The sequence below is a fragment of the Klebsiella sp. JN_Kp127 genome, assembly GCF_040062505.1.
Lineage (GTDB): Bacteria > Pseudomonadota > Gammaproteobacteria > Enterobacterales > Enterobacteriaceae > Klebsiella > Klebsiella quasipneumoniae.
Window position 1 is genome coordinate 139551 of sequence record NZ_JBEAHS010000031.1, and the last position, 25159, is coordinate 164709.

Consider the following 25159-nt stretch of genomic DNA (forward strand, 5'->3'; position numbering starts at 1 on the left):
TGACAAATTTATTCTGCCAGCACCGGGTGGCCGCTGATTGTCAGGGTGGTGGCCGCCGCCTGATTCACCAGCCGCGCGCGCGCGCCCAGCGGCAGGGTCACCGTGCGCTGTTCGTGACCAAACTCCAGTCCGCTAATCATCGGTACAGAGAGCTGCTGGCGCAGGTAATCAAAGACCTGCGGCAGGTCGTATCCCGCGTCATAGTCGTTCGGCGTGCCGCCGGTGAAGCTGCCGAAGATCACCGCCTTCTGCGCCGCCAGTACGCCGCTGTGCAACAGCTGAAGCAGCATGCGTTCGACGCGGAACGGGTGCTCATTGATATCCTCCACCACCAGGATGCCGTCGCGGATCGCCGGCAGCCACGGGGTGCCGATAAGCGAGGTCAGCATCGCCAGATTCCCGCCCCACAAGGTGCCTTCCACCCGGCAGTTCGGCCCTTCGCCCGGCCATTCGAGGGTGAATTCCGGCTGGCGCAGCGCCTGCCAGAAATGGTGTTCGGTAAACGGATCGAGGGTCTCCGCGCCGAAGTTGCCCGCGAGCATCGGCCCGCTGAAGGTGACGACATTGCCCAGGGCCAGCAGGCCCGACTGGATGGCGGTGAAATCGCTGTGGCCGCAAATCAGCAGCGGGTCGCGCTGCTGGCGGGCAATCAGCCCCTGCCAGTCGATATGCGGCAGCAGACGACTGGCGCCGTAGCCGCCGCGCACCGCGAGGACGATCCGGTTGCGCCCGGGCAGCTGGGCAAGCTGGTTAATATCGGCCAGCCGTTCATGTTCAGTCCCGGCGAAACGCTGCAGCCGGCGGGGAATGACCTGCTGGTGGGCCACCTCGTGTCCGGCCTGCTGCAGACGCTCGACGCCGCGGGCCGCCGCCTGCTGGTTGATGCAATAACCGGATGGCGCGACCAGATAAAACTGAGACATGATAATTCCTTGCTATGAATGAAAGGGTTATGATGCCGCCTGGAATGGCGATTGTCATCTCCAGGTGGCTAACTTCAATCCGCACCCGTCATCCATCAGGCTGTCGGCGGGCGGGGGACGTACCGCTGCCGTCGTTCTGCAGCATGATGGCGTTTGGGTAGATAAGGATAGATGTGTGAAATTGAGATGGTTGCTTATTTTAGTCGTTTTTCTGGCCGGTTGTAGTTCGAAACATGATTACACCAATCCGCCGTGGAACCCCGAGGTCCCGGTGAAGCGGGCGATGCAGTGGATGCCGATCAGTGAAAAAGCTGGCGCCGCCTGGGGCGTGGATCCGCAGCTGATCACGGCGATTATCGCCATCGAGTCGGGCGGTAACCCTGCGGTAGTGAGTAAATCCGGCGCCGTCGGGCTGATGCAGCTTAAGCCGTCGACCTCCGGACGCGATGTCTATCGGCGGATGGGCTGGCGCGGCGAGCCGTCGGTCAGTGAGCTGAAAAACCCGGAACGGAATATCTCGATGGGGGCCGCCTATCTGAGCATTCTGGAAAACGGCCCGCTGGCGGGGATCAAAGACCCGCAGGTGATGCGCTATGCGGTGGTGGTCTCCTACGCCAACGGCGCGGGCGCGCTGTTGCGCACCTTCTCGTCAAACCGGCAGGACGCCATTGACGAGATTAACGATCTCGACGCCGATGAGTTCTTCGAGCATGTGGTGAAAAAACACCCGGCTCCGCAGGCGCCGCGCTATATCTGGAAGCTGCAGAAAGCGCTGGATGCCATGTAATCCCTCGTTTGGCCTCCGGGAGTCTCCCGGAGGCCACGTCCTCAGAAATCGTAGCCGACGGTAGCCATCACGCTGCGCTCTGCTCCCCAGTAGCAGTTGCCGGTGCCGTAGCAGCCGGAAACGTATTCACGATTGCCGATATTATTGGCGTTAACCTGCACATAAGCGCCTTTCAGCCCCGGCGACCAGACGCCGAGGTCGGCCCGCATCATGGCGTCCATCAACGTCACCGACGGCAGCCGCGCGGTGTTGGCATCATCCGCCCACTGTTTGCCGATGTAGCGGACGCCGGCGCCCACCGAGATCCCCGCCGGGAACTGATAGCGCGCCCAGAAGGAGGCCATCTGATCCGGGGTCAGCTGCGGCGTGTTATTGTCGGTACCGTCCTTAGTGTCCTGGAAGCGAAGACGATTCCAGGTATACGAGGCGATAGTGCTCAGCTGCGGCGTGATCTGATGGTGCGCTTCCAGTTCGACGCCCTGGGAATGCACTTTCCCCGCAGGAATATAGGTGGCGGTGGCGATGTTCGGGTCGCGGGTGGCGACATCCTTTTGCGTCAGGTCGTAAATCGCGATGCTGTAGAGGTCGCTGCTGCCCGGCGGCTGGAACTTCAGGCCGGCTTCAAACTGTTCGGCGGTGGTCGGTTTCAATGGTTTGCCATCCGCGCCGGGCAGCATCGCCGGGGTAATCGCCTGACTGTAGCTCAGATAGGGTGAAAGCCCGTTGTCCAGAGCGTACAACAGCGAGGCGCGGCCGCTGATATGATCGTCTGAACGGCGGTTCGAGGTGCCCTGGGTGTCGCTGACCTGCTGGGAAACGATGCGGTCATAGCGGGCGGAAACATCCATATGCCAGCGGTCCCAGACCATCTCATCCTGCAGATACAGCCCGGTCTGGTAATAGCGGCGATTATTGTCATCGCTGTAGGTCACGGTATGCCCGGTCTGGGCGGTATAGCCGGTAAACGGGTTAAGCGGCGCCGCGCCGCCGGCGCCGGTCCACAGATCGTTGCGGAAGCGATGATATTCGGCGCCGAGGATCAGGGTATGCGCCAGATCGCCAGTGTTGAAATCGGCGCGCAGGCGGTTATCGGTTGACCAGCCGTCCAGCGAACCGCGCGAGCCGCTGTAGCCGCGGGCCAGACTATCGCTGTCATCTATCCAGCCGACCTGGTAGACCTGATCGAGGGAGACGTTGGTGTGGGTGTAGCTCCCGGCGGAATAGACCGACCAGACGTCGGTGAACTGGTGGTCAAACTCATAGCTGTAGATCTGCTGACGGCGCTGATAGCCATCTCCCGGATCGCCCTCGTTGGTGCTGGTGGAGAGCTTACGGCCATTGTGCGCGAAGCGGGTGCCGTCCAGCGGCAAAGAGCCATGATAGCCGCCGGAAGGATCTTTTTGCAGATAGGCGCGCAGCAGCAGCGAGGTGTCGCTGTCCGGCTGCCACAGCAGGGAAGGCGAAATGGCGTAGCGCTCTTCGCGGGTATGGTCATACTGCGTGTCGCTGCTGCGGGTCATACCGATCAGCCGCCATGCCCACTGCTCATTGATGGCGTCGGTGTAATCGAAGGCCGCACCTTTGGTATTTTGCGTTCCGCCAGTCAGGCGGACGTGGCCCTGCTGACTGAACTGCGGGCGCTTGGAGGTCAGGTTGACCACGCCGCCCGGCACGCTTTGCCCGTAGAGCGCGGAGGAAGGGCCGCGGATCACATCGACGCGTTCGATAAACCATGGGTCGATCTGCACAACGTTATGGCTGCCGCCGTCGCTCATCAGGCGCATGCCGTCGAGGAACAGGTTATCGACGTCGCCGCCGTGGTAGCCGCGCAGGGAGATGGCGTCAAACCGGGTGGCGCCGCCGCCGAAGCTGGAGTAGACCCCTGGGGTATATTCCAGCGCCTGGCTGATGGTATTCGCCCCCTGATCCGCCATCTGCTGGCGGGTGACAACCGACACCGACTGGGCGGTGGTGATTAACGGCTGGTCGGTTTTCGTCGCCCCGAGCGAGGTGCTGGCGCTATAGCCTTCAGTCGGCGCGCTGGCAGACGCCGGCGGGCTGGCCGTCACCACCACCGTCTCTTCGGCCTGCGCGGTGAAGGGAAGTGCGACCGCGAGGGCGTACAGCAGCCTCGGGCGTTTTCGAGAAATAGCCACGTTCATAAGATCATCCTGAACCAGCGCGGTCTGGTACTCCTGTACGCCGCCGCGGGAAAAACGAATCTGTCATTATTCGTTAAAAAGTAATGCGAATTATTATTGTTTGTATTTGTGCAATCAAGCGAAAAGGTGATCTGTTCAGCGCGAGGGGGTGGAGAGGTGTTTCCCGCGAGCCGCAGAATGGCCCTGCGCGGGACGGTCGTGACCAGGGAGACCACTTCACCCCTACCGATTTTGGTAGGGGGAAGCGGAACAGCGTCAGGAGCCGGTCTTTTGCGGTGCCGCAGGGGCGGGGTCGTTAGCGGCGGGTTTGTCCTGTGGTGAAGGCGTTGTCGCCGGACGGGTGGCGGGCAGCGCATCGCAGGGTTTCTCCTGCGGGCAGATCAGGTCCAGCATCTTAAGGGTGACGCCGTTGGTCCAGCCAAAACCGTCCTGCAGTGGATATTCCCCACCGCCGCCGCCGGTGCCGGTCGAACTCACATCATACTTCTCCACCAGCTTTTGTTTGCTGTCATAGGTATGCTGCACGTTGGTCAGGAAACGCCAGCTGACCTCCATGGCGATCTTCTGCTGGCCATAGTTTTGCAGCCCCTCGACGGCCACCCACTGCAGCGGCGCCCAGCCGTTGGGGGCGTCCCACTGCTGGCCGCTGTTGACGGTGGTGGTGGTCAGCCCGCCGGGTTTGAGCAGCCGCGACTCGGCGGCTGCCGCCACTTTCGTCGCCCGCTCGCGTGACGCGGCATTGACGTACAGCGGGAACAGCGCCGCGGCGGTCAGCTGATTGCGCACCTTGTGGCTTTTCAGATCGTAATCGGCGTACCACCCCTCTTTTTCATTCCACAGGTATTTCTCGATAGCCTGCTGGCGGGTGTTGGCCAGCGCATCGTACCGCGTAGCGCCGGCGCTGTCCCCCGCAGCTTTACTGGCGCGGGCGAGGGTTTTCTCCAGATGGAACATCAGGGCATTGAGATCGACCGGGACAATCGAGGTGGTGCGAATGGTGGCGAGCTGCTGCGGATTGTCCATCCAGCGGGAGCTGAAATCCCAGCCGGAAGCGGCGGCGGAGCGCAGGTCGCGATAGATCTCGGTGGCCGGACGATTCGGGTTGCTTTTGGCGGTTTTGACGTCGTCAAGCCAGGACTCGGGGCGCGGGGTGTCGTTATCGTCCCAGTAGCGGTTGAGCAGCGCGCCATCGGCCATCCGCACCGCCCGTTTGTCGGCGCTGCCGGGAGCCAGCGCGTCCGCCCCTGCCATCCAGTAGCGATACTCTTTCTCCAGCTGCGGCTGGTAGGTTTTCAGCACCTGGTCGCCATCGTGCGTCGCCAGCAGGCTTACCATAAAGGAGAAGAAGGGGGGCTGCGAACGGCTGAGGTAATAGGTGCGGTTACCGTTGGGGATATGGCCCCAGGTGTCAATTTCCGCGGCGAAGTTGGCGACCATATCTTCGACTTTATCCCAGTGACCGCTTTCGGCAAGACCCAGCATGGTGAAATAGCTGTCCCAGTAATAGACTTCGCGAAAGCGTCCTCCGGGGACCACGTAGGGCTTAGGCAGCGGCAGCAGCGAGTCCCACTTTTCCACCTCGACGGTGCTGCGGGTCAGGACCGGCCACAGGCCGTCGATATGCTGACGCAGGGTTTGCCCTTTGGGCGGCACATAGGTGTCGTTCTCTTTCGGCAGCGTGAAGTTCAGCTCGACGAAGTGGCGCAGGTCGAAGCTGGCCTGGTTTTTTTGCATCCGGTAATCGGCAAGGATCATCAGCGGATCGCTGTTAGGGATCGCGTCGGCGAAGGTTTTTTGATCGGCAAAGAGCTTTGCGCTCTGGACATCATTGAACAACGGGCCCAGCAGAATATCCGGCGAGGGTGGCGGCGCGGTTTTGCCGTCTTCCGCCTGGACATTCAGGCTCATCAGGGCGAGCAGGGCGCCGCCGATCGCCAGGCGCAGGGAACAGGGCAAAGCAGCGGGACGATGTGCATCAGTACTCGTCATGGGGAGTTCTCCTTATCATTATCGACTGCGGGCCACGACGTTTGGCCATCCAAAAACCTTAGACGAATATCTGCCGCTGCGCGTGTCAGGGGTAACATTTTGCGCGAAAACAGAGGATTTACCTGCCTGGTTTTCTGCTACAACCGCCGGCAAAGCGATTAGTCTTACAGACAAGCCAACGCGCCCGGGCCACTGGCCACGGCGCGCTGGAGGCGAATACCAACGGATCGAGAAGGGCTATGAGGCCCGGCCTGCGGCACACTGGCTGACGGCGCTGGCGTCCACCATGGCGCAAAAATCGTCGCCCTGCCTCACGACGGTGCAACCGCAGCCGGGCGCAGGCGGCCATCGTGGCGATTTTTTGCACAATCAGACGGCGGGTCAGAACCGATTTGCACAACGCCGCGGCGGCGGATGACCTGGCATAATTAATGCTTATCTCTTACCGGGATTACCACAAAGTGAGTACAACCGGAGGAGACGGCCATGATAAAAATAACGCTTCCTGACGGGCATTATTATGACGAGATGCTGACCGCCCAGGGTGAACAGCGGCCGCACTATAATGCCTGGTGGCAATGGTTTCGCAACACCGATCAATTCTCTATCCGGCAGAAAAAAGCGCAAGCGGAACTGCTCTTTCACCGTATCGGCATCACTTTTAACGTTTACGGCGAGGATGAAGGAACCGAGCGGCTGATCCCGTTTGACAGCGTGCCGCGGATCATTCCCGCCGGGGAGTGGCAGCGCATTGACCGCGGTATACGCCAGCGGGTGAAAGCGCTGAACGCTTTCCTCTATGACATCTATCATGAGCAGAATATCCTGCGTGCGGGGCTGATCCCGGCCGAGCAGGTGCTGGCCAACGAGCAGTATCAGCCGTGCATGCAGGGCATCAACCTGCCAAACAACACCTATGCCCATATCACCGGCGTCGATATGGTGCGCAATAATGACGGTCAGTACTACGTGCTGGAGGATAATCTGCGCACGCCGTCCGGCGTCTCCTACATGCTCGAAAACCGTAAGATGATGATGCGCCTCTATCCGGAGATGTTCGAGCAGCATCACATTGCGCCGGTGGAGCGCTACCCGAGCTACCTCCTGCAGACCCTGCGCGAAAGTTCGCTGGTGGATGATCCCTGCGTCGTGGTGATGACGCCGGGTCGCTTCAACAGCGCCTACTTCGAGCACAGCTTCCTGGCGCAGCAGATGGGGGTCGAGCTGGTGGAAAGCGCCGACCTGTTTATTAAAAACGGCGCGGTGTATATGCGCACCACCGAGGGGCCGCGGCGGGTGGATGTGATTTATCGCCGCATCGATGACGCCTGGCTCGACCCGCTGGCCTTCCGCGCCGATTCGATGCTCGGCGTACCGGGGCTGCTGTCCGTTTATCGCGCCGGCGGCGTGGTGCTGGCCAACGCCATCGGCACCGGGGTGGCCGACGACAAATCGATCTACCCGTACGTCCCGGAGATGATCCGCTTTTACCTCGGCGAACAGCCGATCCTCAGCAATATCCCCACCTGGCAGTGCCGGAAAGCGGAGGACCTGCGCTACGTGCTGAGCAATCTGGAGCTAATGGTGGTCAAGGAGGTCCATGGCGCCGGGGGCTACGGCATGCTGGTCGGCCCGCGTTCCACCAAAGAGGAGCGGGAGGCCTTCCGCCAGCGCCTGCTGGCCAATCCGGCCAACTATATCGCCCAGGACACCCTCGCGCTGTCGACCTGCCCGACCTTCGTTGATGAAGGGCTGTCGCCCCGGCATATCGATTTACGCCCCTACGTACTGTCCGGGCAGGAGATGCGGCTGGTGCCTGGCGGCCTGACCCGCGTGGCGCTGACCGAAGGGTCGCTGGTGGTCAACTCGTCGCAGGGCGGCGGAACCAAGGATACCTGGGTGATGGAGGATGACGCATCATGCTAAGTCGTACGGCGAGTGAACTGTTCTGGATGGCCCGCTATCTTGAGCGGGCGGAGAGCTACGCCCGGGTGCTGGACGTGACCTGGAAATTATCAATGATCCCCCGCCACAGTCAGCAGTCGCGGGATCTGGCGCTGCCGCTAAATTTGTCGATGACCCACGAGCTGTTTCAGGCGCGCCACGCCCGCTTTACCATGAGCAATCTGCTTAACTTTTTTGCCCTCGATGGCAACAACCCCTGCAGTATTTACAGCTGCGTGGAGATGGCGTGGAACAACGCGCACGCGGTGCGCGGCAGTCTGTCGGCCGAAGTGTGGGAGAGCATCAATGCCACCCGCATCGAGCTGCGAACCCTCCGCCAGCAGGGGCTGGGCGAGCTGGGGAGCGACGGCTTTTTCGAGTGGGTGAAAGAGCGGGTGCATCTGTTTCGCGGGGCGGTGATTGGCACGCTGCTGCGCAACGACGCCCTGAGCTTTATCGGTATCGGCACGCTGATCGAGCGTGCGTTCGCCACCACCCAGCTGCTGCTGATTAAGGATCAACAGCTGACCAACGATCCGGATCCGGTGCGCGAATACTACCGGCTGGATACCCTGCTCAATGCGGTCAGCGCCCGCGAAGCTTACAACAGCCTCTACCGCCAGCCGGTCAGTCGCGAAACGGTGATGGAGCTGCTGATCCTGCGTAACGATATTCCACGTTCGCTGCGCGCCAGCATTGCCGACCTGGTGGGCGAACTGGAGAAGATCGCCAACGATCGCTCCTATCAGCCGCTGCGCCTCGCCCATCAGCTCAACGTTGACCTGCGCTTCAGCACCCGTGACGACCTGGCGCAGGCGGACCTGCAGACCACGCTTAACGGACTGCTGGCGAGAATTAACGCCCTGTCCGACAGTATCAGACAAACCTATCTGGAGGCCTTATGAAACTGGTCATCGATCATCTCACCCGCTACGGCTACGATGAAGAAGTGAAGTTTTCCACCCAGTATCTGCGCCTGACGCCGCGCAGCACCGGACGGCAGACCATCACCGCCTGGACGCTGACCCTGCCGGACGGCGCGGCGGTGACTACTACCGACGGCTGGGGCAATGTGCTGCATGTGCTGACGCTGGATAACCCGCACAAAGAGATCACCATCCGCGCCAGCGGGATTGTCGATATCGCCGACGAGGGGGAAGAGACGCGTGATGAAGAGGCCGAGCTGCTGTCGCCGCTGGTTTTTCTGCGCTCTACGCCGCTGACCCGCGCCGATACGGCGATCCGCGAGTTTGCCCAGCGCCTCTATCGTCCCGATGCGGCGGAAGAGAGTTTGAATCAACTGATGGCGGATCTGCTGTTAAGAATGCCATACTCCCCCGGCGCGACCCAGGTGCAGGACTCCGCTGCCGACGCCTTCGCCCGGGCGAAGGGTGTGTGCCAGGATCATACCCATGTTTTTCTCGCCTGCTGCCGGGCGCTGGACATCCCGGCGCGCTACGTCAGCGGCTATGTCTACAGCGATAACGCCCAGCATGTGGCGATGCATGCCTGGGCGGAAGTGTGGCTCGACGGCCGCTGGCTGTCGTTTGATATCACCAATAATACCCGTCGTCTGAATCAGCATCTGCGGCTGGCGACCGGGCTGGATTATCTCGACGCCTGCCCGGTACGGGGCACCCGGTTGGGCGGCGGCGGGGAGATTATGTTAACCAACGCTGAAGTGCGCGAACACAGCCAGCAGGCGCAGCAGCAATAATACGGGAATAACCGCAATGACCTACTGTGTGGCCATGTGCCTGGCGGATGGACTGGTGTTTGCTTCCGACTCCCGCACCAACGCGGGCGTCGACCATATTGCCACTTTTAAAAAGCTGCACGTTTTCCATCAGGAAGGGGAACGGGTGCTGGTGCTGCAATCCGCCGGCAACCTGGCCACCACCCAGAGCGTGATAAGCCTGCTCAGCGCGCGGATCCGTACCCAGCAGGAGCCGAACCTGATGCAGGTAACTTCCCTCTACGACGCCGCCATGCTGATCGGGAAAACGCTGCTGGAGGTGATCCAGCGCGACAGCAGCAACCAGCAAAACTGCAGTAACACCAACTTCAACTGCAACCTGCTGCTTGGCGGCCAGATCGCCGGCGAAACCCATCGTCTGTTCCATATTTATCCGGAGGGCAACTTTATTGAAGCCACCCGCGACACGCCTTATTTCCAGATTGGCGAAAGCAAGTACGGCAAGCCGATCATCGATCGGGTGCTGACCATCGATACGCCGCTGGAGCAGGCGATGTGCTGCGCGTTGATCTCCATTGACTCGACGCTGCGCAGTAATCTGTCCGTCGGTCTGCCGCTGGATACGCTGCTCTACCGCAGCGGCAGCCTGAGCAGCGCCGGGCAGCATCGCATCACCGACAGCGATCCCTACTTCAACCGCATCCGCAAGGCGTGGTCGGAAGGGCTGTTGCACACCTTCCGGACCCTGCCGACCTGGACCCCAGCGGAGCGGGAAGAGGAGTAGCCCTGGAACACGACCTCGCCCGGAGCCCGGCCACACGGATGATGACCGGCTCCCTTCGCCCTTAGCGCGTCTCCGCCAGCCGCTCGCCGCTGGCGGCATCAAACAGATGCAGGTTTTCGCGGCGGAGAGTCAGCCCCAACGTCTGCTGCGCCGCGACCGCCACCCTGCCGGCAACCTGCACATACACCGGAAAACCCTGCCAGTCGAGATGCAGCAGGGTGGATTCCCCCGTCACCTCCATGATGTTTACCGTTGCCGGCGCGCCATGCGCATCCGGCAGAATATCCTGCGGGCGCAGACCGACAATCAGCGGGGCATCGCCCTGCTGCGCCACGGCCTGATGCCAGCGTTCGGCCAGCGGAAACCACAGCGCGCCGCAGGCGACGCCGGGCTGGCCGTCGCGCACGGCGCGCTGACCGGGCAGGAGATTCATCGGCGGGGAGCCGATAAAGCGGGCGACGAAGGTATTGCAGGGCTGGTCGTAAATGGCCAGCGGCGCCCCCTGCTGGACGATCTGCCCGTCGCGCATCACCACAATCTGATCGGCAAGGGTCATCGCCTCCACCTGGTCATGGGTGACATAGATCATGGTGGTATTGATACGCTGGTGAAGGGATTTGATCTCCGCGCGCAGCTCCATCCGCAGCTGGGCGTCAAGGTTCGACAGCGGCTCATCGAACAGGAAAACCTGGGGGTTTCTGACCATGGCCCGGCCCATCGCCACCCGCTGGCGCTGGCCGCCGGAGAGCGCACGCGGATAGCGAGCCAGCAGTTTATCAATCCCCAGCAGGCTGGCGACCTGCTGCACTTTGCTTTTCTGTAACTGCTTATCCACCTTTTTGACCTGCATATGAAAGGCGAGATTCTCCGCCACCGTCAGGTGGGGGTAGAGCGCGTAGCTCTGAAAGACCATCGCCACATCGCGGTCGGCCGGATCCAGATCGTTGACCGGCCGCTTGTTCATCAGAATGGTGCCGCCGGAAAGCGTTTCGAGACCGGCCAGCAGGCGCAGCAGGGTCGACTTGCCGCAGCCGGAAGGGCCCACCAGTACGGTAAAGCTGCCGTCGGGGATGGTGAGGTCCAGAGGCTGGAGCACCGTCTGTTTGCCGTAGCGCTTGGCGACATCGATCAGTTCAACACTGGCCATCGGTGGCCTCCTCAAGGTGATGTTGCAGGGTATGCCAGTCGGGATAGCGGCGCGGGGAGGTGCCGATCGCCTGCGCGGCGACGGTATTTCCCCAGCGCAGCGCGGCCGCCGCAGGTTTGCCGCTCAGCAGTGCGGCAAGAAATCCTGCGTTAAAGCTGTCACCAGCGCCGATGGTATCGATCACGGTGACTGGCCGGGTCGGCGCATGGTGATGGCCGTCGGTCGTCCAGCAGTCCGCGCCGTCGGCGCCGCGCTTTACCACGCACCCGCCGCGGCCGCTGAGCCGTGCCGCCAGGACTGCGGCGGCTGCGGCGAGGGTCGGGTGGCCGGCCAGCTGCAGGGTTTCAACGTCGTTGAGCAACAGCCAGTCGCAGTCGCCCAGCCAGCGGTCGACCTCATGACGCAGCGGGTCGCTCCAACCCTGAGGCGGCCAGCCGGTATCGACGGCAAGGGTAAACCCGCGCTGGCGGAGCGAGGCGAGCAGCTGCGGATAGTCGGACAGCAGCCCGGTACAGAGAAAGGTACCGCAGAGCAACACGATATCGCTCTCGCCAGCGGCGGCCGGCAGCTGGCTCAGCACATCCCCGGCGGTCAGGCGGGTAATATGTCCATGGTTGCTGAGGAAGGAGCGCTCTTTGTTGGGATGGGTGATCGCCACCGTCAGTGAGGTTTCACAGGGATACTGCGGCCAGCGATCGCTGCCGCCGGGAAACTGTGCCGCCAGCCACGGAGTAAACGCGTCGTCGCCCTGGCAGCCGACCGCGCAGTGCGGAAGCTGCATGGCGGCGGCGGCCAGCGCGCAGTTGCCGGCAGAGCCGCCGGGCCGCAGCGCGCTGTGCTCGAGCATCATCTCAGTCCCCTGGGCAGGCCAGTGGATCAGGGTTCCCATCACTAAATCAATATTGTAATTGCCCACGATATAGAGCACAGGTGTCCTGGTGTTATCCATAGTTATCCTTTACTTCCCCCGCTGGTGAGGCCGCTGACCAGCGATTTTTGCAACCAGATAGCAATCAACAGCGGAGGGACTGAGGCCAGTATGCCGACCGCCGCCACCAGCCCGTCATCGGTGGCGCGGCCAGCGGTGAAGCCGGCGATGGTCACCGGCAGCGTTTGGGCGGCGAGGTTGCTGGTGAACAGTAGCGCATAGAAAAACTCGTCCCACGCCAGCAGCCAGCCGAACAGCGCGGCGGCGCCAAGCATCGGTTTCGCCAGCGGTAGAGTAATGCGCAGCAGGACCTGCCAGATGCGCAGACCGTCAAGCCGGGCCGCCTGTTCGATATCCTGCGGCAGGGTATCGAACTGGTTTTTGACCATCCACGTCAGAAACGGCACGATCAGCGAGCAGTAGACCAGCACCAGCCCGCTGCGGGTGTTGAGCAGGCCAAAGTGTTCAAGAATAAAATAGAGCGGCAGCACAAAGGCCACGGGCGGCACCATATAGATGCCGAGGCCGGCGTACAGCCAGCCGTCGCGGCCGGGATAACGCGAAAAGCTGAAGGCGGCAGGGATCGCCAGCAACAACGACACCAGCGTCGCCCCGGCGGCCACCAGCAGGCTGTTGCCCAGCGCGGGAAGAAACAGCGCCCCGGGTTCGCCAGGGGCCAGCGACAGCAGATGGCCATAGCGGCTGAAGTCCCACTGCCGCGGGAGCCACTCCAGCGGGACGCGGGTGAGGTCCGCGGTGGTGCTGACGCTCATCAAAAACAGCCACAGCATCGGGGCGAGGATCGAGATCGCCACCGCCAGCGCCGCCAGGTAACGCAGTACGATGTACCCTTTACGCTTCATCATCAATACTCCGGCGCCGCTGACACAGCAGCAAAAACAGATACAGGGCTATCAGCACGGCGCACATCAGGCTCATCAGCATGGCGTAGGCCGCGCCGCTGCCGGCGCGCAGGTAGCTGAAGGACTCCTGATAGACAAAAAAGCTCAGCGTTTTGGTGCTGTCGAGTGGGCCGCCGCGGGTCATAACATAGATAATGTCGAACACTTTGAAGGCATCGATGGTGCGTAGCACCAGCGCGACGCCAAGGGGACCCACAATGGCCGGAAAGGTAATGGCGCGAAAACGCCGCCAGGCCGAGGCGCCGTCGAGCCGCGCCGCCTCGTACAGATCGTCGGGAACAGACTGCAGGGCGGCCAGCACCAGCAGGGTGACCAGCGGGTAGTTTTTCCAGATATCCGCCAGCATCACCGCGTGCAGCGCAGAATCCGGCGAGCCCAGCCAGCTGCGATAGCTGTCAATCAGCCCCAGCTGGCTGAGCAGAGCATTAACGCTGCCGTAGTCGGGATTAAAGTTAAGCCGCCACATCATGGCGTTGACGATAGTCGGCAACGCCCACGGCAGGATCACCAGCACCCGCAGGACATTTCGCCCGACAAAACGCTGATTCAACAACAGCGCCACCAGTACGCCGATCGCACCCTCAATCGCCACCGAGACCACGGTGAAATAGAGCGTTCGCGCGAAGGCCGCGCGAAAGTCCGGGTCGGTCAGGGCATAAAGATAATTATCCAGCCAGACGTAGTGGGTCGCCTCGCCGCTTCCGGCCAGCGCGGTATCGGTAAAACTCAGCCACAGCGTGCGCGCCAGCGGCCATGCGGTGAGGATAAACATCGCGATTAGCATGGGCGCTAACAGCACCCATGCCTGACGATGCTCGCGTCGTTGCAGACTCAGCATCATGCCTCCTTAACGCAGACGGGCCGCGCTGGTGTCGACCACCTTGAGGGCGACGTCGGGCGTGGCTTTACCCTGCAGTACCGACTGAAGCTGCTGTTGCAGGGTGTTTGACAGGCGCGAGTAATCTGCCGTTTCGGGACGAGAGAGCATCACGTTCAACGACTTGTCGGCGGCGGCGATCAGGCTCTCCTGGCCTTTGGCAACGGCAGGATCCTGGTACGAGGCTTTCCACACCGGCAAGCTCAGTTTGGCATACTTGTCCTGTACCGGCTGGGAGGTCAGATAGTGAATATACTGCCAGGCCTCTTCCGGATGCTGACTGGCTTTGGCGATGCCCAGGCCCATTGAACCGTTGACGGCGCCGGGTTTATCCGGGGTATCGCCTGGGGCGGGGACAATGCCAACATCACCTGCGACTTTACTCTGTTTCGGATCGTTGGCCATGTTGTACATATAGGTCCAGTTGAGCGCAAAGGCGGCGTCGCCATTGGAGAAAGCCTTACGCACATCCTCCTCAAGGTATTCACGTGATGCCGGGTTGCTCAGCCCCTGATCGAGCGAGGTTTTCATCAGCGTGACCGCTTTCAGCGAGGCGGGCGTCGAAAAATCGAGCTTGCCGTTCTGGTAAAAGCTCCCGCCGAAGCCGGAGACGAGGGTGGTGTAATCGCAGACCAGCGCTTCCGCTTGCGACCAGCTCCAGACCAGAGGATATTTGACGATCCCTTTGTCCTTAAGCACTTTGGCGTCGTCCATCACCTGCTGCCAGCTGGCAGGCGGCGTTTTGATCCCCGCTTTGTCCAGCATGGCTTTGTTGTAATACAGATATTTGGTGTCGAGGATCCACGGCATGCCGAGGGTTTTGCCTTGATACACCACGGTATTCATCGCCCCGGGGAAAATCTTCTCGCGCTCGTCGACGGCAATCCGTGAGGAGACATCCTGCAGCAGATCGAAGCGGCTAAACTCCGCCGGCCAGATCGCGTCGAACAGCACCACGTCGTAGCCGTTACCCCCTGCGCCGCGGGCGGCGACGATCTTGTCGTGCAGCGCTTCATAGGGGACGAATTCGAGATTGACCTTCACGTCAGGGTGTTGCTTTTCGAAGTCACTGGTCATCGCGCGAATGTCGTTTTCGCTATAGGCCGCCTGGGTCATGAACAGGGCATTAATCTGGGTCGCTGCGCTGACGCTCCCGCTGATAACGAGCATCGCCAGCAGACAGGCGTTGACCCGTAGTGCGCTGTGGTATTTCATCTTTGCTCTCCGCTGTGCTGTACTGAAAGGGGTTATGATTTATTAAATCAATTTGATTGATTTAATCAGGGCGACAATATCGGCAACATCTCCCGAGTGGTCCCAGCACTAAGCGTAGCAAAGGGTATGCCATCGCGAAGACCCGCCTGCGCGGGTCGTTGTCAGATCTGTGATGCCGGCTAAAATTTCACCAGTCCAGCCTGGAAGGGAAACGATGAAAACATCAGGTACAAACCTTGAACATGCCCGGGTGCATAACCGCCGGGTGATCATTGAGGCGGTGCGTTTACATGGCGAGCTGACCCGCGCCGAGCTGGCGCGGCTGACCGCGCTGACCCCGCAGACCGTGTCGAATATTGTGGCGGAGCTGGAGCAGATGGATCTCCTGACCAGCCACCAACCGCGGCGCGCCAGCGGCCGTGGACAGCCAGCGGTGCCGGTGAGCCTCAATCCCGCCAGCGCCTGGTCAATTGGCATCCATCTCGATCATCAGACGTTGATTGTGGTGCTGGTGGATCTGGCCGGCGAGGTCCATTTTCGCCGACTCATTCTGGTGCAAAAGCCCCAGCCTGGTGCGACCTTTGCCCGCCTCGCTGAGGTGCTGGATGAGATCCGTGCGCTGCCGACGCTGGACTGGTCGCGGGTGCTGGGGATGGGGGTCGTGATGCCGGGGCCCTTTGGCGTGGAAGGGATCTCGTCGACGGGGCCCACGACGCTCAACGGCTGGGAAGGAATCGACGTAGCGGCGGAGCTCGGGCGACTCAGCGGCCTGCCGGTGACTCTCGAAAACGACGCCACGGTGGCCGCCATTGGCGAACGCTTTCACGGCGTGGCGCGGCAGCTCAACTCTTTTGTCTATCTCTATATTGGCACCGGTCTGGGCGCCGGTATTTTTACCGATGGTCATGTGTATACCGGCCATGCCCATAACGCCGGTGAGGTCGGGCATATCGTGGTCGCGCCGAACGGTCGCCCTTGCTATTGCGGGAATGAGGGATGTCTTGAGCGCTATGTTTCGCTGCAGGCGGCCTATGAGTTTTGCGGCCTCGACCCTTATCGCGCGCTGCCGGAAGATCTGCTGTCGGTGGACGCTGCGCTTTTCGACCAGTGGATCACCAGCATCCTGGCGCCGTTGCGTCAGGCGATCAATTTGCTGGAGTGCGTCTTCGATGCCGAGACGGTGGTGGTGGGCGGTATGATGCCCGCCCCCTTGCTGGAGAAAGTGCTGGCGCGGCTGCCGCCGCTGTATCAGTCTGTGCGCGGGCGTTACCTGCCGGCGCAGCGTGTCAAAATGGGGATGACCGGCACCGATACCGCCGCGCTGGGCGCCGCTGCGCTGCCAATCTTTGATGAATTTAATCCGCAGTTTCAGGTGTTGATGAAAGCGGTGAATACAAACGCGCTTTTTGGCAAAGCTAAGTAAATTAAATACTTTGTTATTTAACGTGTTATCTCACATCTTCGGAGGGAATGAGGCAACACGGCAAGGTATGGGAAGTGACGGAAAAGAAGACGGCTGTCTATGTGGATGACCAACAGCGCATCCTGATCCGCCAGCTGGCGCGCAGCTGGCTGTGGCGCAGCGAGCTGCCGACCTGGCTGCTGATTGTGACGGTTTACGGCGGCTGGTTTGCCTGTGTGACGAGCTGGCGGACGCTGGGACTGTTTCCGGCCACGCTGCTGCTAATCTGGTTTACCGCCTGGTATATGTCCTTACAGCATGAGCTGATCCATGGGCATCCCACCCGGCTGGCATGGTTCAACCAGCTGCTGGGGACGCTGCCGCTGGCGGTCTGGTATCCCTACGGCGTCTACCGCGACAGCCATCTGGCGCACCATCGCAACCATCTGCTGACGCACCCCGAGGACGACCCCGAATCGTACTATGTGACGGCGGAAAGCTGGCAGCGCTTCTCTGCCTGGCAGCGCCGCCTTATCCACCTGCGCAATACCTTCTGGGGGCGTCTGCTGCTGGCGCCGCTGATGGATATCGTTCACACCCTGCGTAGCGCGCTGCGGGCTTTCCGCGCGGGCGACCGCCGCGCCATCGCCATGTGGAGCCTGCATCTGTTTCTGTTGACGGGTCTGCTGGCCTGGATGGCGGCGCAGGGTTTTTCCCCGCTGTGGTTTGTGCTGGCGGTGAGCTACCCGGCGCTGGCCCTGACCAAAGTGCGCTCTTTTCTCGAACACCGGGCCGCGGATGACCCGCTGGCCCGCTCGGTGATCAACGAGGCCGGGCTCCCCTGGCGGGTGCTGTTCCTCAATCTCAACTACCATGCGGTACACCATGACCTGCCAGGGGTCCCCTGGTACGCTTTACGTCGGCTGTATCTGCATCGCCAGGCGGCTTATCTGCAGCGTAATCAGGGGTTCCTGGTGCGCGGGTACGGTGAGTGGCGACGCCATTTTAGCCGCCGGGCGGTGGCGGTGAACGCCCATCCAGGCTTTGGCGAACAGGCGCAGGCGGGAGGAGAACATGGCTGAACGTATGACCTTTCCTATGTATGCCATCCACCGACAACAGACCCAGGCCCTGTGGCTGGCGGTGCAGTCGCTGCTGGCTGAACGCGGCGTGAGGGTGGCGGAGGACCCTCCGGCGGCCGATCCCGAGGATCTGCTGGCCCACTGGCGCCAGCCGGGGCTGTTGCTGAGCCAGACCTGTGGCTATCCGCTGGTGACCCAGCTGCCGGAGGTGCAGACGGTGGGCTGCTTCCACTACGCCGCGCCCGGTTGCGAGGGGCGCCGCTACCGCAGCCTGCTGGTGGTTCGCGAAGCGGATAGTCACCGGATGCTGGCGGACTTTTTTGGCCGCCGCGCGGTGTGCAATGCCGAGCACTCGCAGTCTGGCTACAACGTGCTGCGCAAAATGGTCGCGCCGCTCTCCCGGCAGGGGCGATTTTTTTCGGCGGTGGTGTTCAGCGGCAGCCATCGGCAGTCGCTGCGCGAGCTGCAGCAGGAAAACGCCGATATCGCCGCCATCGACTGCGTGACCTACGCTCTGCTGCAGCGCCATCAGCCGCAGGCCCTGGCAGGCCTGGCGGCGATCGGCTGGAGCCCGGCCGCGCCAGGCCTGCCGCTGATCACCGCCGGCGCCACCCCGGCGGCGACGCTGAACAGCCTGCGCGAGGCGCTCCAGCAGCTGGTGAGCGATGCGCGCTATCGTCGCCTGTGCGACGCCTTGCTGATCTGCGGCTATAGCGATATGTCGCGGGAGGCCTATGCTCCGCTGCTGGCGTGGCGGGATGAGGCCGCGGCGCTGGGGGTCAGTCAGCTGTAGGTAAAATGCCCCGGCCAGCGATCTGCGCCGGGGCGGGCCATGGCAAGCTACGGCGTCGGCGGTAACGCGGGGCGGGACGGGGCGGTGAAGCGGTTTTCCACCGCCGGCAGACCGAGCTTTTCACGCAGGGTGCCGGGCGGATAGCGGTCGCGCATGACGCCGTTACGCTGCAGAAGCGGCACCACCTGGTCAATAAAGCGGTCAAAGTCTCCCGGCAGCAGCGGGAACATCAGGTTGAACCCATCGGCGGCGCCCGCCTGCCAGGTCTCCGTTAAGGTGGCGGCAATCTCCTCGGCGCTGCCCAGCAGCAGCCAGCTATCAGAACTCTGTAATAACAACTTCCCCAACTCCAGCAGGGTGAGCTGCGGATCGTACTGGCGGATAAGCTTCAGCGCGGTACGGATGCCGTCAAAGCTCTCCTCATCGGGGAGCGGCGGCAGAGGTTGGTCCCGCGGCAGGGCGCTGAGATCCATTCGAAGATAAGAGGAGAGCAGATCGATAGCCATCTGGTCGCTCATGAGCTGCTCGTTAAGCTGCTGGCGGGCCGCCTTCTCCTCGCCGGAGTTCACCACCACCGGCAGGACCCCGGCGATGATTTTGAAATGGGCCGGATCGCGCCCGTGCTGGCGCAGCCGCTGGTTCATCTCTTCGCGATAGGCCAGCCCCTCGGCGACCGAATGAATAAACACGAAGTGCATATCAGACCAGGCGGCGGCCAGCGCTTTTCCCGCCTCCGAAGAGCCGGCCTGCACCAGCAGCGGATGGCCCTGCGGCGGGCGAGGTACGTTGAGCGGGCCGCGGACGCGGAAGTACTCGCCCTGATAGTCGAGGTGATGCACCTTGTCGGCATCGGCGAAGACTCCGCGCGCTTTATCAAAGATTGCCGCGCCATCTTCCCAGGAATCCCACAGGCGAGTGACCACGTCGATGAATTCATTGGCCCGCTGGTAGCGGGTGCCGTGGCGGGGAAGCTGCTCCAGACCGAAGTTTGCCGCTTCTTCTTCCAGCCATGACGTCACCACATTCCAGCTTGCCCGGCCATTGCTGAGGAAATCCAGCGAGGCAAAGTAACGGGCGAGATTATAGGGTTCGTTATAGGAGGTCGACGCGGTGGCCATCAGGCCGATATGCTCCGTTACCGCGGCGAGGGCGGAGAGCAGCGTCAGAGGTTCAAGCCGGGCGTTGGCGTAGTGGGTCAGGCCGCTGGGCACCGTATCCCACACCGCGATATGGTCGGCGACAAAGATAGCGTCCAGGGTCGCCGCTTCGGCCTTACGCGCCAGGCTGGCGTAATAGTCGAGGGTAAATATGTCCGCTTCAGGCGCGTCAGGGTGGCGCCAGGAGAAACGGTAATCCCCCTGTGGGTTATAAAAGAAGAGGTTCAGGATCATGTGTCGGTTAGACATAGCGTAGACTCGCGGCTGAACGCCATCCGTGGCGGGGTGACGGTCAGTGTTGGGATAGGTTGGCATTAACCCACTGTTCGGCGACGGCCGCCGGATCTTTATGCTGGAGATCTACCTGCTGGTTGAGGGCAATCAGCGTGGCATTGTCCAATTTGCCGGAGACCTCATTGAGCACGGCGCCTATCTCCGGCGTCAGACTGGCTTTGCGCACCAGCGGCACCACGTTCTGACTCGGTTGTTCATGTTTATCATCCTCGAGGACCACCCATTTCTCCTTCGCCAGATTGCCCTGGGTGGAGACGACCGTCGCGACGTCGATTTTGCCCGAATTGAGCGCCAGCCGGGTGAGCGGCCCACCCATGTCCAGCGATTTCACCGCTTTGAACTCAAGACCATAGACGCGCTTCAGCCCTGGCAGGCCGAGGGCACGTACCGCCAGCTCCGGCGGTCCGCCGATCACCAGCTGCGGGGCGACGGGCTTCAGGTCGGAGAGGGTGCGCAGATGGTATTTCTCCGCGGTCTCGGCACGTACCGCCCAGGCGGTGATCGAGGTGGCCGGGGCCGGGTTCAGCAGGGTGAAATCGGCGGGCAGGGCCTGGGCCAGCTCTGCGCTGACGTCCTGCTGGCTGGTGGCCTCGGTTTTGCCGTTATAGAAATTGAGCAGGGCGCCAAGATATTCCGGAACGATATCGATCTCACCGCTCTGCAGCGCCGGAATAATAATTTCCCGGTTGCCGAGGTTGAGACGGGTGTTGGCCTCAATATGATTTTTCTTTAGCGCGCTGGCGTAGATGTTGGCGAGAATGGAGCTTTCGGTAAAGTTGGCCCCGCCCACGGTGACGCCGGCGGCAAAGGTGTTAACGCTCAGACTGAAGAGCCCGGCGGCCAGCAGCGAGAGACGAAATCGACGGGCGGTGACGGCCTTGCCAAATAATTGCTTCATAATACCTCTTGTATTTTCAGGTTAATCAGCGCCAGGCGCTGAGGGTAATGTCAGGTACACGCTAATAAGGCGCGGCAATTCGGCGGTGGGTCAGGCATCCGGCGCAGCGGGCGAAAAGCAGTTCGCCGCCTATCGCCAGCAGGGAAACCACCAGCGAGCCGCCGATCACCTGCGGGATATCCCGCTGCCCGAGGCCATCGATCAGAAAACGTCCCAGCCCGCCCAGGCCGGCATAGGCTGCGACTACCGCCGTGGCGATAAGCTGGACCAGCGCGGTGCGCATCCCGGCGAGGATCAGCGGCGCCGCCAGCGGGATCCGCAGCTGCCACAGGCTTTGCCATGGGGTCATGCCCAGCGCGATGGCCGCATCGCACAGCGGGCGGTCGGCGTGATAAATCCCCACCCAGGTGTTAGTGAGAATGGGCGGAATAGAAAGCGCGATAAGCGCCGCCAGCACCGGGATATCGTTAAAGCCAAAAACGATGATGCATAATAAAATCAGCCCTAACGAAGGGATGGCGCGGCCAAGATTAAACAGGTTGATCACCACGAAGGCGCCTTTGCGCCAGTAACCCAGGGCGATGCCGAGCGGCAGGGCAATGGCGCAGGCAACGGCCATGCTGACCAGCACGTAATAAAGGTGTTGGCCCAGGCGCAGCAGGATGCCATCGTCGCCCAGCCAGTGCTCCGGCTGGGTTAACCAGTGAAAGGTGGCGAGAAGCAGCGTCATCATTTCGTCCACGGCGTTAGCCAGTCGCCGAGACGGGCAATCAGCCCGTCAAAGACCAGCGAAAGTACAAGACTGAGGACCAGGCTGACGACAATCGGTGTCAGAAAGTCCTGATTAAAGCCCGCCATCAGCAACTGCCCGAGCCCGCCCTGACCGATCAGCGCGGTGACAGTGATCAGGCCGACCAGCGTCACCGAGGCAATGCGCAGCCCGGCAAACAGAGAGGGCAGCAGCAGCCACAGCTCGATATCGAAGAAGCGGAAACCGCGGGTGTAGCCGAGCGCCCGCGCCGACTCCAGCGCCGCCTGCGGCAGCTTCTCCATGCCGGCCAGCACGTTACGCAGCAGGATCAACAGCGAGTACAGCGTCAGGCCAATCAGCGAGGTGGTCAGCGACAGCCCGGTAAACGGCAGCAATAAAATAAACAGCGCCAGTGAGGGAATGGTAAACAGCACGCCGCAGAGGGTGATGAGCGGCTGCGCCGTCGCGGGCCAGCGCAGGGTAATGGCTAACAGGCCGCCGGTGAGCAGGGAGCCGAAAAATAGCGCCAGCAGGACCATCCGCGCATGCTGCCAGAGAAGATCGCCGATCATCGCGCGGTTATCGATAACCCAGCCCCAGTCAATCATGAGGTCTCACCCCCACCGCGCCGTCGAGCACCTGCTGCAGCAGGGCGTGGGACACCGCCCCCTGGTATTGTCCTTCGCTATCCACATGCACCAGCACGCCGGTCGCCACGTCGAGCAGCGCGCTGTAGGCGAAACGCAGGCTGTGGCTGCTGGCGAGAGGGCGCTCCACCGGCAGGGTGAGACCGTGTTGCGGATCGAACCAGTGCAGTGGACGTCGCTGGCGGTCAAGCACCAGGCGCAGCGGGCTGGCCAGCGGTGGATGGGCGCTGGCGATCGGCGTCAGCGCTTCGTCGAGCAGGGGGACATCGTGACGCGGCAGCTGGCCGACCTGAATCATACCCAGCCGTTTCAGATTGGGCTCCGGGCCGATAAAGCGGCGCACGAACTCGCTCGCCGGGTGGGCCAGAATACGGTCGGGGGTATCAAACTGCGCCAGCACGCCGCCTTCCTGGAAAATGGCGATTTTATCGCCGAGGCGGATCGCTTCATTGATGTCGTGGGTCACTAATACAATGGTTTTCTGCAGCCGCTGCTGCAACAGCAACAGCTCGTCCTGGAGGCGTTCACGGACCACCGGGTCGATGGCGGCGAAGGGCTCATCCATCAGTAAAATCGGCGGATCGGCGGCGATGGCGCGGGCGATGGCCACGCGTCCCTGCTGGCCGCCGGAGAGCTGATGCGGATAGCGGTGCAGCAGATGGCTGTCGAGCGACATCAGCGCTACCAGTTCCTCAATGCGCGCGTTGATGCGCGCTTTGCTCCAGCCCGCCAGCCGCGGCACAGTGGCGATATTTTGCGCCACGGTACGATGGGGAAAGAGCGCGGCGCTTTGCATCACGAAGCCGATCTGGCGGCGGACCTGGATAATATCAGCGTCAGCGAGGCGGACGCCCTGAATATAGACGTCGCCGCTGTCGGGAATATCCAGCTGGTTGATCATGCGCAGGATGGTGGTTTTTCCGCAGCCGCTCGGGCCGACGAAAGTGCAGAATTCGCCATGATCAATATCCAGACTGAGGTCGCGAATGGCCGGCTGGGCGCTGCCTGAATAGGTTTTGAAAAGATGCGCTAATTTTATCATGGCGGAATTCAACACTCTGAATAATAAAGTCCTGACCCGGAAAAAGTGGCGCCGGGATCCTGGCTCAAACTACAGAGCGCCTGCGGGGAGGGCAAATACGTTATTTGCATTTGCATAGTGAAAAGCTGGTTAATCAGTTGCGGTGGAAGAGAGGCCGGGAGGTTGTTTTATGGATTTGTGATCGGCAACACAAATGACTGCCTGCCAGGCGCCGCAAAAGATAAATTGCCAGGGTTGATTTTAATCAAAGTATGACCGCCTGCGATATGGCGGAAAAAGCCGCCCCCTCCGCCGCACAAGAAAAACAAGATTGTGAATTTAATGTTTCTTTGATGTAAATAATGCCTGCGCCTTTTTCCCGCCCGCCGCCGATAAAATGTGATGCCAAACCGACTTGTCGTTAAATAATGGCGTTGATTATGTCCGCTTTTTATTCTTTACAGCATTAATTTAATTTTCGCCTTTTTTATCGCCCTGACGGCGCGGGTCAAATAGCGTACAAAAAGCGTATTTTTTATCGCCATTTTGCCGTCGATGTTATCGCCATCAATTATTTTTATCCCCGCATTCGGTTACGACAAAAAACGCGAAAACAACGTTCGTAATGATTTTAATGAATTGATTTTAAATGGATTATTCCGGATGGTGAATCCTGCTAATCGGCCACGGCGGAGCCTTTGTGAGAGCTCTCACATAACCCGCTAATCGCGATTTGTTACACTTTCCGCCGTCAACAAAGGAATGAAAGCGAGACGTGATGAATACTTTTTCTCTGCCTAAAACTCAGCATCTGGTGGTTTTCCAGGAAGTGATCCGCAGCGGGTCTATCGGGGCCGGAGCAAAAGCGTTAGGACTCACACAGCCGGCGGTCAGTAAAATCATTGGCGACATGGAAAGCTATTTTGGCAGCGAATTAATCGTCCGGCGAAATACCGGCGTCTCGCTCACCGAGGCCGGGCAGGTATTTCTGAACTGGTCAGAGGCGATCACCCGGGAAATGAAAAATATGGTCAATGAAATGAATGCGTTGACCAACAGCACGGTGGTGGATGTCTCCTTTGGTTTTCCCTCGCTGGTGGGGTTTACCTTTATGTCGGAGATGGTGCATCAGTTCAAAATGACCTTCCCCAAGGCGCGGGTATCGATGTATGAGGCGCAGCTCTCTGCCTTCTTGCCGGCGATCCGCGACGGGCGCCTCGACTTCGCCATCGGGACGCTGAGCGATGAGATGAAGCTGCAGGACCTGCACGTCGAGCCGCTGTTTGAGTCTGAGTTTGTGCTGGTGGCGAACCGGGCGCGGATCGGCAACGGCACCGTCCGCCTGGCCTCGCTCCAGCACGAGCAGTGGGTGCTGCCGGAGACCAATATGGGCTACTACAGCGAACTGCTGACCACCCTGCAGCGCAGCGGCATCCGCCGTGAAAATATCGTCAATACCGATTCGGTGGTGACGATCTATAACCTGGTGCTCAATGCCGATTTTTTGACGGTCATTCCCTGCGACATGACCACGCCGTTCGGCTCGAGCCAGTTTGTCACCATCCCCATTAAAGAGGCCTTGCCGGTGGCGCGCTATGCGGCGGTGTGGTCGAAAAATTATCGGCTGAAAACCGCGGCGGCGTCGCTGGTGGAGATGGCGAAACAGTATTCATCGGGGCAGGGCAACCGCCACTGGCAGCCAATAGAAATTGCCTGACTGATATTAATTAAATAATCCA

The 25159-nt window shown here is 61.2% G+C and carries 24 protein-coding genes; 10 read left to right on the forward strand and 14 right to left on the reverse strand.

The window, feature by feature from the left end; translation table 11 throughout:
• Positions 1–8: 8 nt before the first annotated feature.
• Positions 9–923, reverse strand: a complete 915-nt coding sequence (ldcA, locus tag ABLV04_RS09135; RefSeq protein WP_044523947.1) for a muramoyltetrapeptide carboxypeptidase — start codon at positions 921–923, stop codon at positions 9–11.
• Positions 924–1098: 175 nt separating this feature from the next.
• Here ldcA and emtA point away from each other — a divergent pair, with 175 nt between their 5' ends.
• The gene (gene emtA / locus ABLV04_RS09140) at positions 1099–1710 is read left to right on the forward strand and encodes a membrane-bound lytic murein transglycosylase EmtA (protein ID WP_048335997.1); all 612 of its coding nucleotides are present in this window, start codon (positions 1099–1101) and stop codon (positions 1708–1710) included.
• A 41-nt stretch (positions 1711–1751) separates the two neighbouring features.
• On the opposite strand, the gene ABLV04_RS09145 is transcribed toward emtA, so the two are convergent.
• A complete protein-coding gene (locus tag ABLV04_RS09145; protein ID WP_023290201.1) occupies positions 1752–3872 on the reverse strand; it encodes a TonB-dependent siderophore receptor in 2121 nt (706 codons plus the stop codon).
• Positions 3873–4127: 255 nt separating this feature from the next.
• Entirely contained in the window at positions 4128–5861 is a 1734-nt protein-coding gene (locus ABLV04_RS09150; protein ID WP_048297798.1) for an alpha,alpha-trehalase, read from the reverse strand.
• Between ABLV04_RS09150 and ABLV04_RS09155 the strand changes: the two genes are divergently transcribed.
• The 5 genes from ABLV04_RS09155 to ABLV04_RS09175 all read left to right on the forward strand — a co-directional run bounded on the left by ABLV04_RS09155 (position 5860) and on the right by ABLV04_RS09175 (position 10285).
• The gene (locus ABLV04_RS09155; protein WP_257394945.1) at positions 5860–6279 is read left to right on the forward strand and encodes a hypothetical protein; all 420 of its coding nucleotides are present in this window, start codon (positions 5860–5862) and stop codon (positions 6277–6279) included. The genes ABLV04_RS09150 and ABLV04_RS09155 overlap by 2 nt on opposite strands.
• Before the next feature lie 68 nt (positions 6280–6347).
• Positions 6348–7787 carry a circularly permuted type 2 ATP-grasp protein gene (locus tag ABLV04_RS09160; protein ID WP_004180417.1) on the forward strand — a complete coding sequence of 480 codons (1440 nt, stop codon included), beginning with the start codon at positions 6348–6350 and terminating at the stop codon, positions 7785–7787.
• Positions 7781–8710 carry an alpha-E domain-containing protein gene (locus ABLV04_RS09165; RefSeq protein WP_002910835.1) on the forward strand — a complete coding sequence of 310 codons (930 nt, stop codon included), beginning with the start codon at positions 7781–7783 and terminating at the stop codon, positions 8708–8710. The genes ABLV04_RS09160 and ABLV04_RS09165 overlap by 7 nt, the downstream gene beginning before the upstream one ends.
• On the forward strand, positions 8707–9522 hold the full coding sequence (locus tag ABLV04_RS09170) for a transglutaminase family protein (RefSeq protein WP_032453344.1): 816 nt from the start codon (positions 8707–8709) through the stop codon (positions 9520–9522). Before ABLV04_RS09165 ends, ABLV04_RS09170 begins: the two co-directional genes overlap by 4 nt.
• A gap of 16 nt (positions 9523–9538) precedes the next feature.
• Entirely contained in the window at positions 9539–10285 is a 747-nt protein-coding gene (locus ABLV04_RS09175) for a proteasome-type protease (protein WP_032453343.1), read from the forward strand.
• A 61-nt stretch (positions 10286–10346) separates the two neighbouring features.
• Here ABLV04_RS09175 and ugpC read toward each other — a convergent pair whose 3' ends face one another.
• Genes ugpC through ABLV04_RS09200 form a run of 5 tightly spaced genes read right to left on the reverse strand, consistent with a single transcriptional unit; the run spans position 10347 to position 15375 of the window.
• Positions 10347–11432: a sn-glycerol-3-phosphate ABC transporter ATP-binding protein UgpC gene (gene ugpC, locus ABLV04_RS09180; RefSeq protein WP_348815622.1), complete on the reverse strand. Its 1086-nt coding sequence runs from the start codon at positions 11430–11432 to the stop codon at positions 10347–10349.
• Positions 11419–12381, reverse strand: coding sequence for a carbohydrate kinase family protein (locus ABLV04_RS09185; RefSeq protein ID WP_180265584.1), 963 nt, complete (start codon positions 12379–12381; stop codon positions 11419–11421). The genes ugpC and ABLV04_RS09185 overlap by 14 nt, the downstream gene beginning before the upstream one ends.
• Positions 12382–12383: 2 nt before the next feature.
• Positions 12384–13223, reverse strand: a complete 840-nt coding sequence (locus tag ABLV04_RS09190) for a carbohydrate ABC transporter permease (protein WP_180265654.1) — start codon at positions 13221–13223, stop codon at positions 12384–12386.
• Positions 13213–14121: a sugar ABC transporter permease gene (locus ABLV04_RS09195; RefSeq protein ID WP_180263578.1), complete on the reverse strand. Its 909-nt coding sequence runs from the start codon at positions 14119–14121 to the stop codon at positions 13213–13215. The genes ABLV04_RS09190 and ABLV04_RS09195 overlap by 11 nt, the downstream gene beginning before the upstream one ends.
• A gap of 9 nt (positions 14122–14130) precedes the next feature.
• On the reverse strand, positions 14131–15375 hold the full coding sequence (locus ABLV04_RS09200; protein WP_117129012.1) for an extracellular solute-binding protein: 1245 nt from the start codon (positions 15373–15375) through the stop codon (positions 14131–14133).
• 214 nt (positions 15376–15589) lie between these two features.
• Here ABLV04_RS09200 and ABLV04_RS09205 point away from each other — a divergent pair, with 214 nt between their 5' ends.
• From ABLV04_RS09205 to ABLV04_RS09215, 3 genes are all read left to right on the forward strand, one after another.
• On the forward strand, positions 15590–16798 hold the full coding sequence (locus ABLV04_RS09205; protein ID WP_048297795.1) for an ROK family transcriptional regulator: 1209 nt from the start codon (positions 15590–15592) through the stop codon (positions 16796–16798).
• A gap of 74 nt (positions 16799–16872) precedes the next feature.
• Positions 16873–17859 carry a fatty acid desaturase gene (locus ABLV04_RS09210; protein WP_075206765.1) on the forward strand — a complete coding sequence of 329 codons (987 nt, stop codon included), beginning with the start codon at positions 16873–16875 and terminating at the stop codon, positions 17857–17859.
• Positions 17852–18652, forward strand: coding sequence for a PhnD/SsuA/transferrin family substrate-binding protein (locus tag ABLV04_RS09215; protein WP_048335990.1), 801 nt, complete (start codon positions 17852–17854; stop codon positions 18650–18652). The genes ABLV04_RS09210 and ABLV04_RS09215 overlap by 8 nt, the downstream gene beginning before the upstream one ends.
• Positions 18653–18699: 47 nt before the next feature.
• Here ABLV04_RS09215 and ABLV04_RS09220 read toward each other — a convergent pair whose 3' ends face one another.
• From ABLV04_RS09220 to ABLV04_RS09245, 6 genes are all read right to left on the reverse strand, one after another.
• Positions 18700–20124 (reverse strand): LLM class flavin-dependent oxidoreductase, encoded by a 1425-nt coding sequence (locus tag ABLV04_RS09220; protein WP_306811339.1) that lies wholly within the window; start codon positions 20122–20124, stop codon positions 18700–18702.
• Positions 20102–21001: an ABC transporter substrate-binding protein gene (locus ABLV04_RS09225; protein WP_023290194.1), complete on the reverse strand. Its 900-nt coding sequence runs from the start codon at positions 20999–21001 to the stop codon at positions 20102–20104. Before ABLV04_RS09225 ends, ABLV04_RS09220 begins: the two co-directional genes overlap by 23 nt.
• Before the next feature lie 61 nt (positions 21002–21062).
• Positions 21063–21731: an ABC transporter permease gene (locus ABLV04_RS09230; protein ID WP_072421522.1), complete on the reverse strand. Its 669-nt coding sequence runs from the start codon at positions 21729–21731 to the stop codon at positions 21063–21065.
• Entirely contained in the window at positions 21731–22360 is a 630-nt protein-coding gene (locus ABLV04_RS09235; RefSeq protein ID WP_117135938.1) for an ABC transporter permease subunit, read from the reverse strand. Before ABLV04_RS09235 ends, ABLV04_RS09230 begins: the two co-directional genes overlap by 1 nt.
• On the reverse strand, positions 22353–23441 hold the full coding sequence (locus tag ABLV04_RS09240) for an ABC transporter ATP-binding protein (RefSeq protein ID WP_023290191.1): 1089 nt from the start codon (positions 23439–23441) through the stop codon (positions 22353–22355). The genes ABLV04_RS09235 and ABLV04_RS09240 overlap by 8 nt, the downstream gene beginning before the upstream one ends.
• A gap of 437 nt (positions 23442–23878) precedes the next feature.
• Positions 23879–24001 carry a hypothetical protein gene (locus ABLV04_RS09245; RefSeq protein ID WP_218811005.1) on the reverse strand — a complete coding sequence of 41 codons (123 nt, stop codon included), beginning with the start codon at positions 23999–24001 and terminating at the stop codon, positions 23879–23881.
• Between the two features lie 197 nt (positions 24002–24198).
• On the opposite strand from ABLV04_RS09245, the gene tdcA reads away from it, so the two are divergent.
• Positions 24199–25137, forward strand: coding sequence for a transcriptional regulator TdcA (gene tdcA / locus ABLV04_RS09250; RefSeq protein WP_032453338.1), 939 nt, complete (start codon positions 24199–24201; stop codon positions 25135–25137).
• Positions 25138–25159 lie beyond the last annotated feature (22 nt).

What these genes read in the sequence shown, in the direction of transcription:
- ABLV04_RS09170 (WP_032453344.1), top strand. Translation starts at nt 8,707, where the DNA reads ATGAAACTGGTCATCGATCATCTCACCCGCTACGGCTACGATGAAGAA.
- ABLV04_RS09160 (WP_004180417.1), top strand. Translation starts at nt 6,348, where the DNA reads ATGATAAAAATAACGCTTCCTGACGGGCATTATTATGACGAGATGCTG.
- ABLV04_RS09220 (WP_306811339.1), bottom strand. Translation starts at nt 20,124, where the DNA reads ATGCCAACCTATCCCAACACTGACCGTCACCCCGCCACGGATGGCGTT.
- ABLV04_RS09235 (WP_117135938.1), bottom strand. Translation starts at nt 22,360, where the DNA reads ATGATTGACTGGGGCTGGGTTATCGATAACCGCGCGATGATCGGCGAT.
- ABLV04_RS09185 (WP_180265584.1), bottom strand. Translation starts at nt 12,381, where the DNA reads ATGGATAACACCAGGACACCTGTGCTCTATATCGTGGGCAATTACAAT.
- ldcA (WP_044523947.1), bottom strand. Translation starts at nt 923, where the DNA reads ATGTCTCAGTTTTATCTGGTCGCGCCATCCGGTTATTGCATCAACCAG.
- ABLV04_RS09190 (WP_180265654.1), bottom strand. Translation starts at nt 13,223, where the DNA reads ATGAAGCGTAAAGGGTACATCGTACTGCGTTACCTGGCGGCGCTGGCG.
- ugpC (WP_348815622.1), bottom strand. Translation starts at nt 11,432, where the DNA reads ATGGCCAGTGTTGAACTGATCGATGTCGCCAAGCGCTACGGCAAACAG.
- ABLV04_RS09150 (WP_048297798.1), bottom strand. Translation starts at nt 5,861, where the DNA reads ATGACGAGTACTGATGCACATCGTCCCGCTGCTTTGCCCTGTTCCCTG.
- ABLV04_RS09175 (WP_032453343.1), top strand. Translation starts at nt 9,539, where the DNA reads ATGACCTACTGTGTGGCCATGTGCCTGGCGGATGGACTGGTGTTTGCT.
- ABLV04_RS09205 (WP_048297795.1), top strand. Translation starts at nt 15,590, where the DNA reads ATGAAAACATCAGGTACAAACCTTGAACATGCCCGGGTGCATAACCGC.
- ABLV04_RS09240 (WP_023290191.1), bottom strand. Translation starts at nt 23,441, where the DNA reads ATGATAAAATTAGCGCATCTTTTCAAAACCTATTCAGGCAGCGCCCAG.
- ABLV04_RS09145 (WP_023290201.1), bottom strand. Translation starts at nt 3,872, where the DNA reads ATGAACGTGGCTATTTCTCGAAAACGCCCGAGGCTGCTGTACGCCCTC.
- ABLV04_RS09230 (WP_072421522.1), bottom strand. Translation starts at nt 21,731, where the DNA reads ATGACGCTGCTTCTCGCCACCTTTCACTGGTTAACCCAGCCGGAGCAC.
- ABLV04_RS09215 (WP_048335990.1), top strand. Translation starts at nt 17,852, where the DNA reads ATGGCTGAACGTATGACCTTTCCTATGTATGCCATCCACCGACAACAG.
- ABLV04_RS09165 (WP_002910835.1), top strand. Translation starts at nt 7,781, where the DNA reads ATGCTAAGTCGTACGGCGAGTGAACTGTTCTGGATGGCCCGCTATCTT.
- ABLV04_RS09195 (WP_180263578.1), bottom strand. Translation starts at nt 14,121, where the DNA reads ATGCTGAGTCTGCAACGACGCGAGCATCGTCAGGCATGGGTGCTGTTA.
- ABLV04_RS09155 (WP_257394945.1), top strand. Translation starts at nt 5,860, where the DNA reads ATGGGGAGTTCTCCTTATCATTATCGACTGCGGGCCACGACGTTTGGC.
- ABLV04_RS09200 (WP_117129012.1), bottom strand. Translation starts at nt 15,375, where the DNA reads ATGAAATACCACAGCGCACTACGGGTCAACGCCTGTCTGCTGGCGATG.
- ABLV04_RS09225 (WP_023290194.1), bottom strand. Translation starts at nt 21,001, where the DNA reads ATGAAGCAATTATTTGGCAAGGCCGTCACCGCCCGTCGATTTCGTCTC.
- tdcA (WP_032453338.1), top strand. Translation starts at nt 24,199, where the DNA reads ATGAATACTTTTTCTCTGCCTAAAACTCAGCATCTGGTGGTTTTCCAG.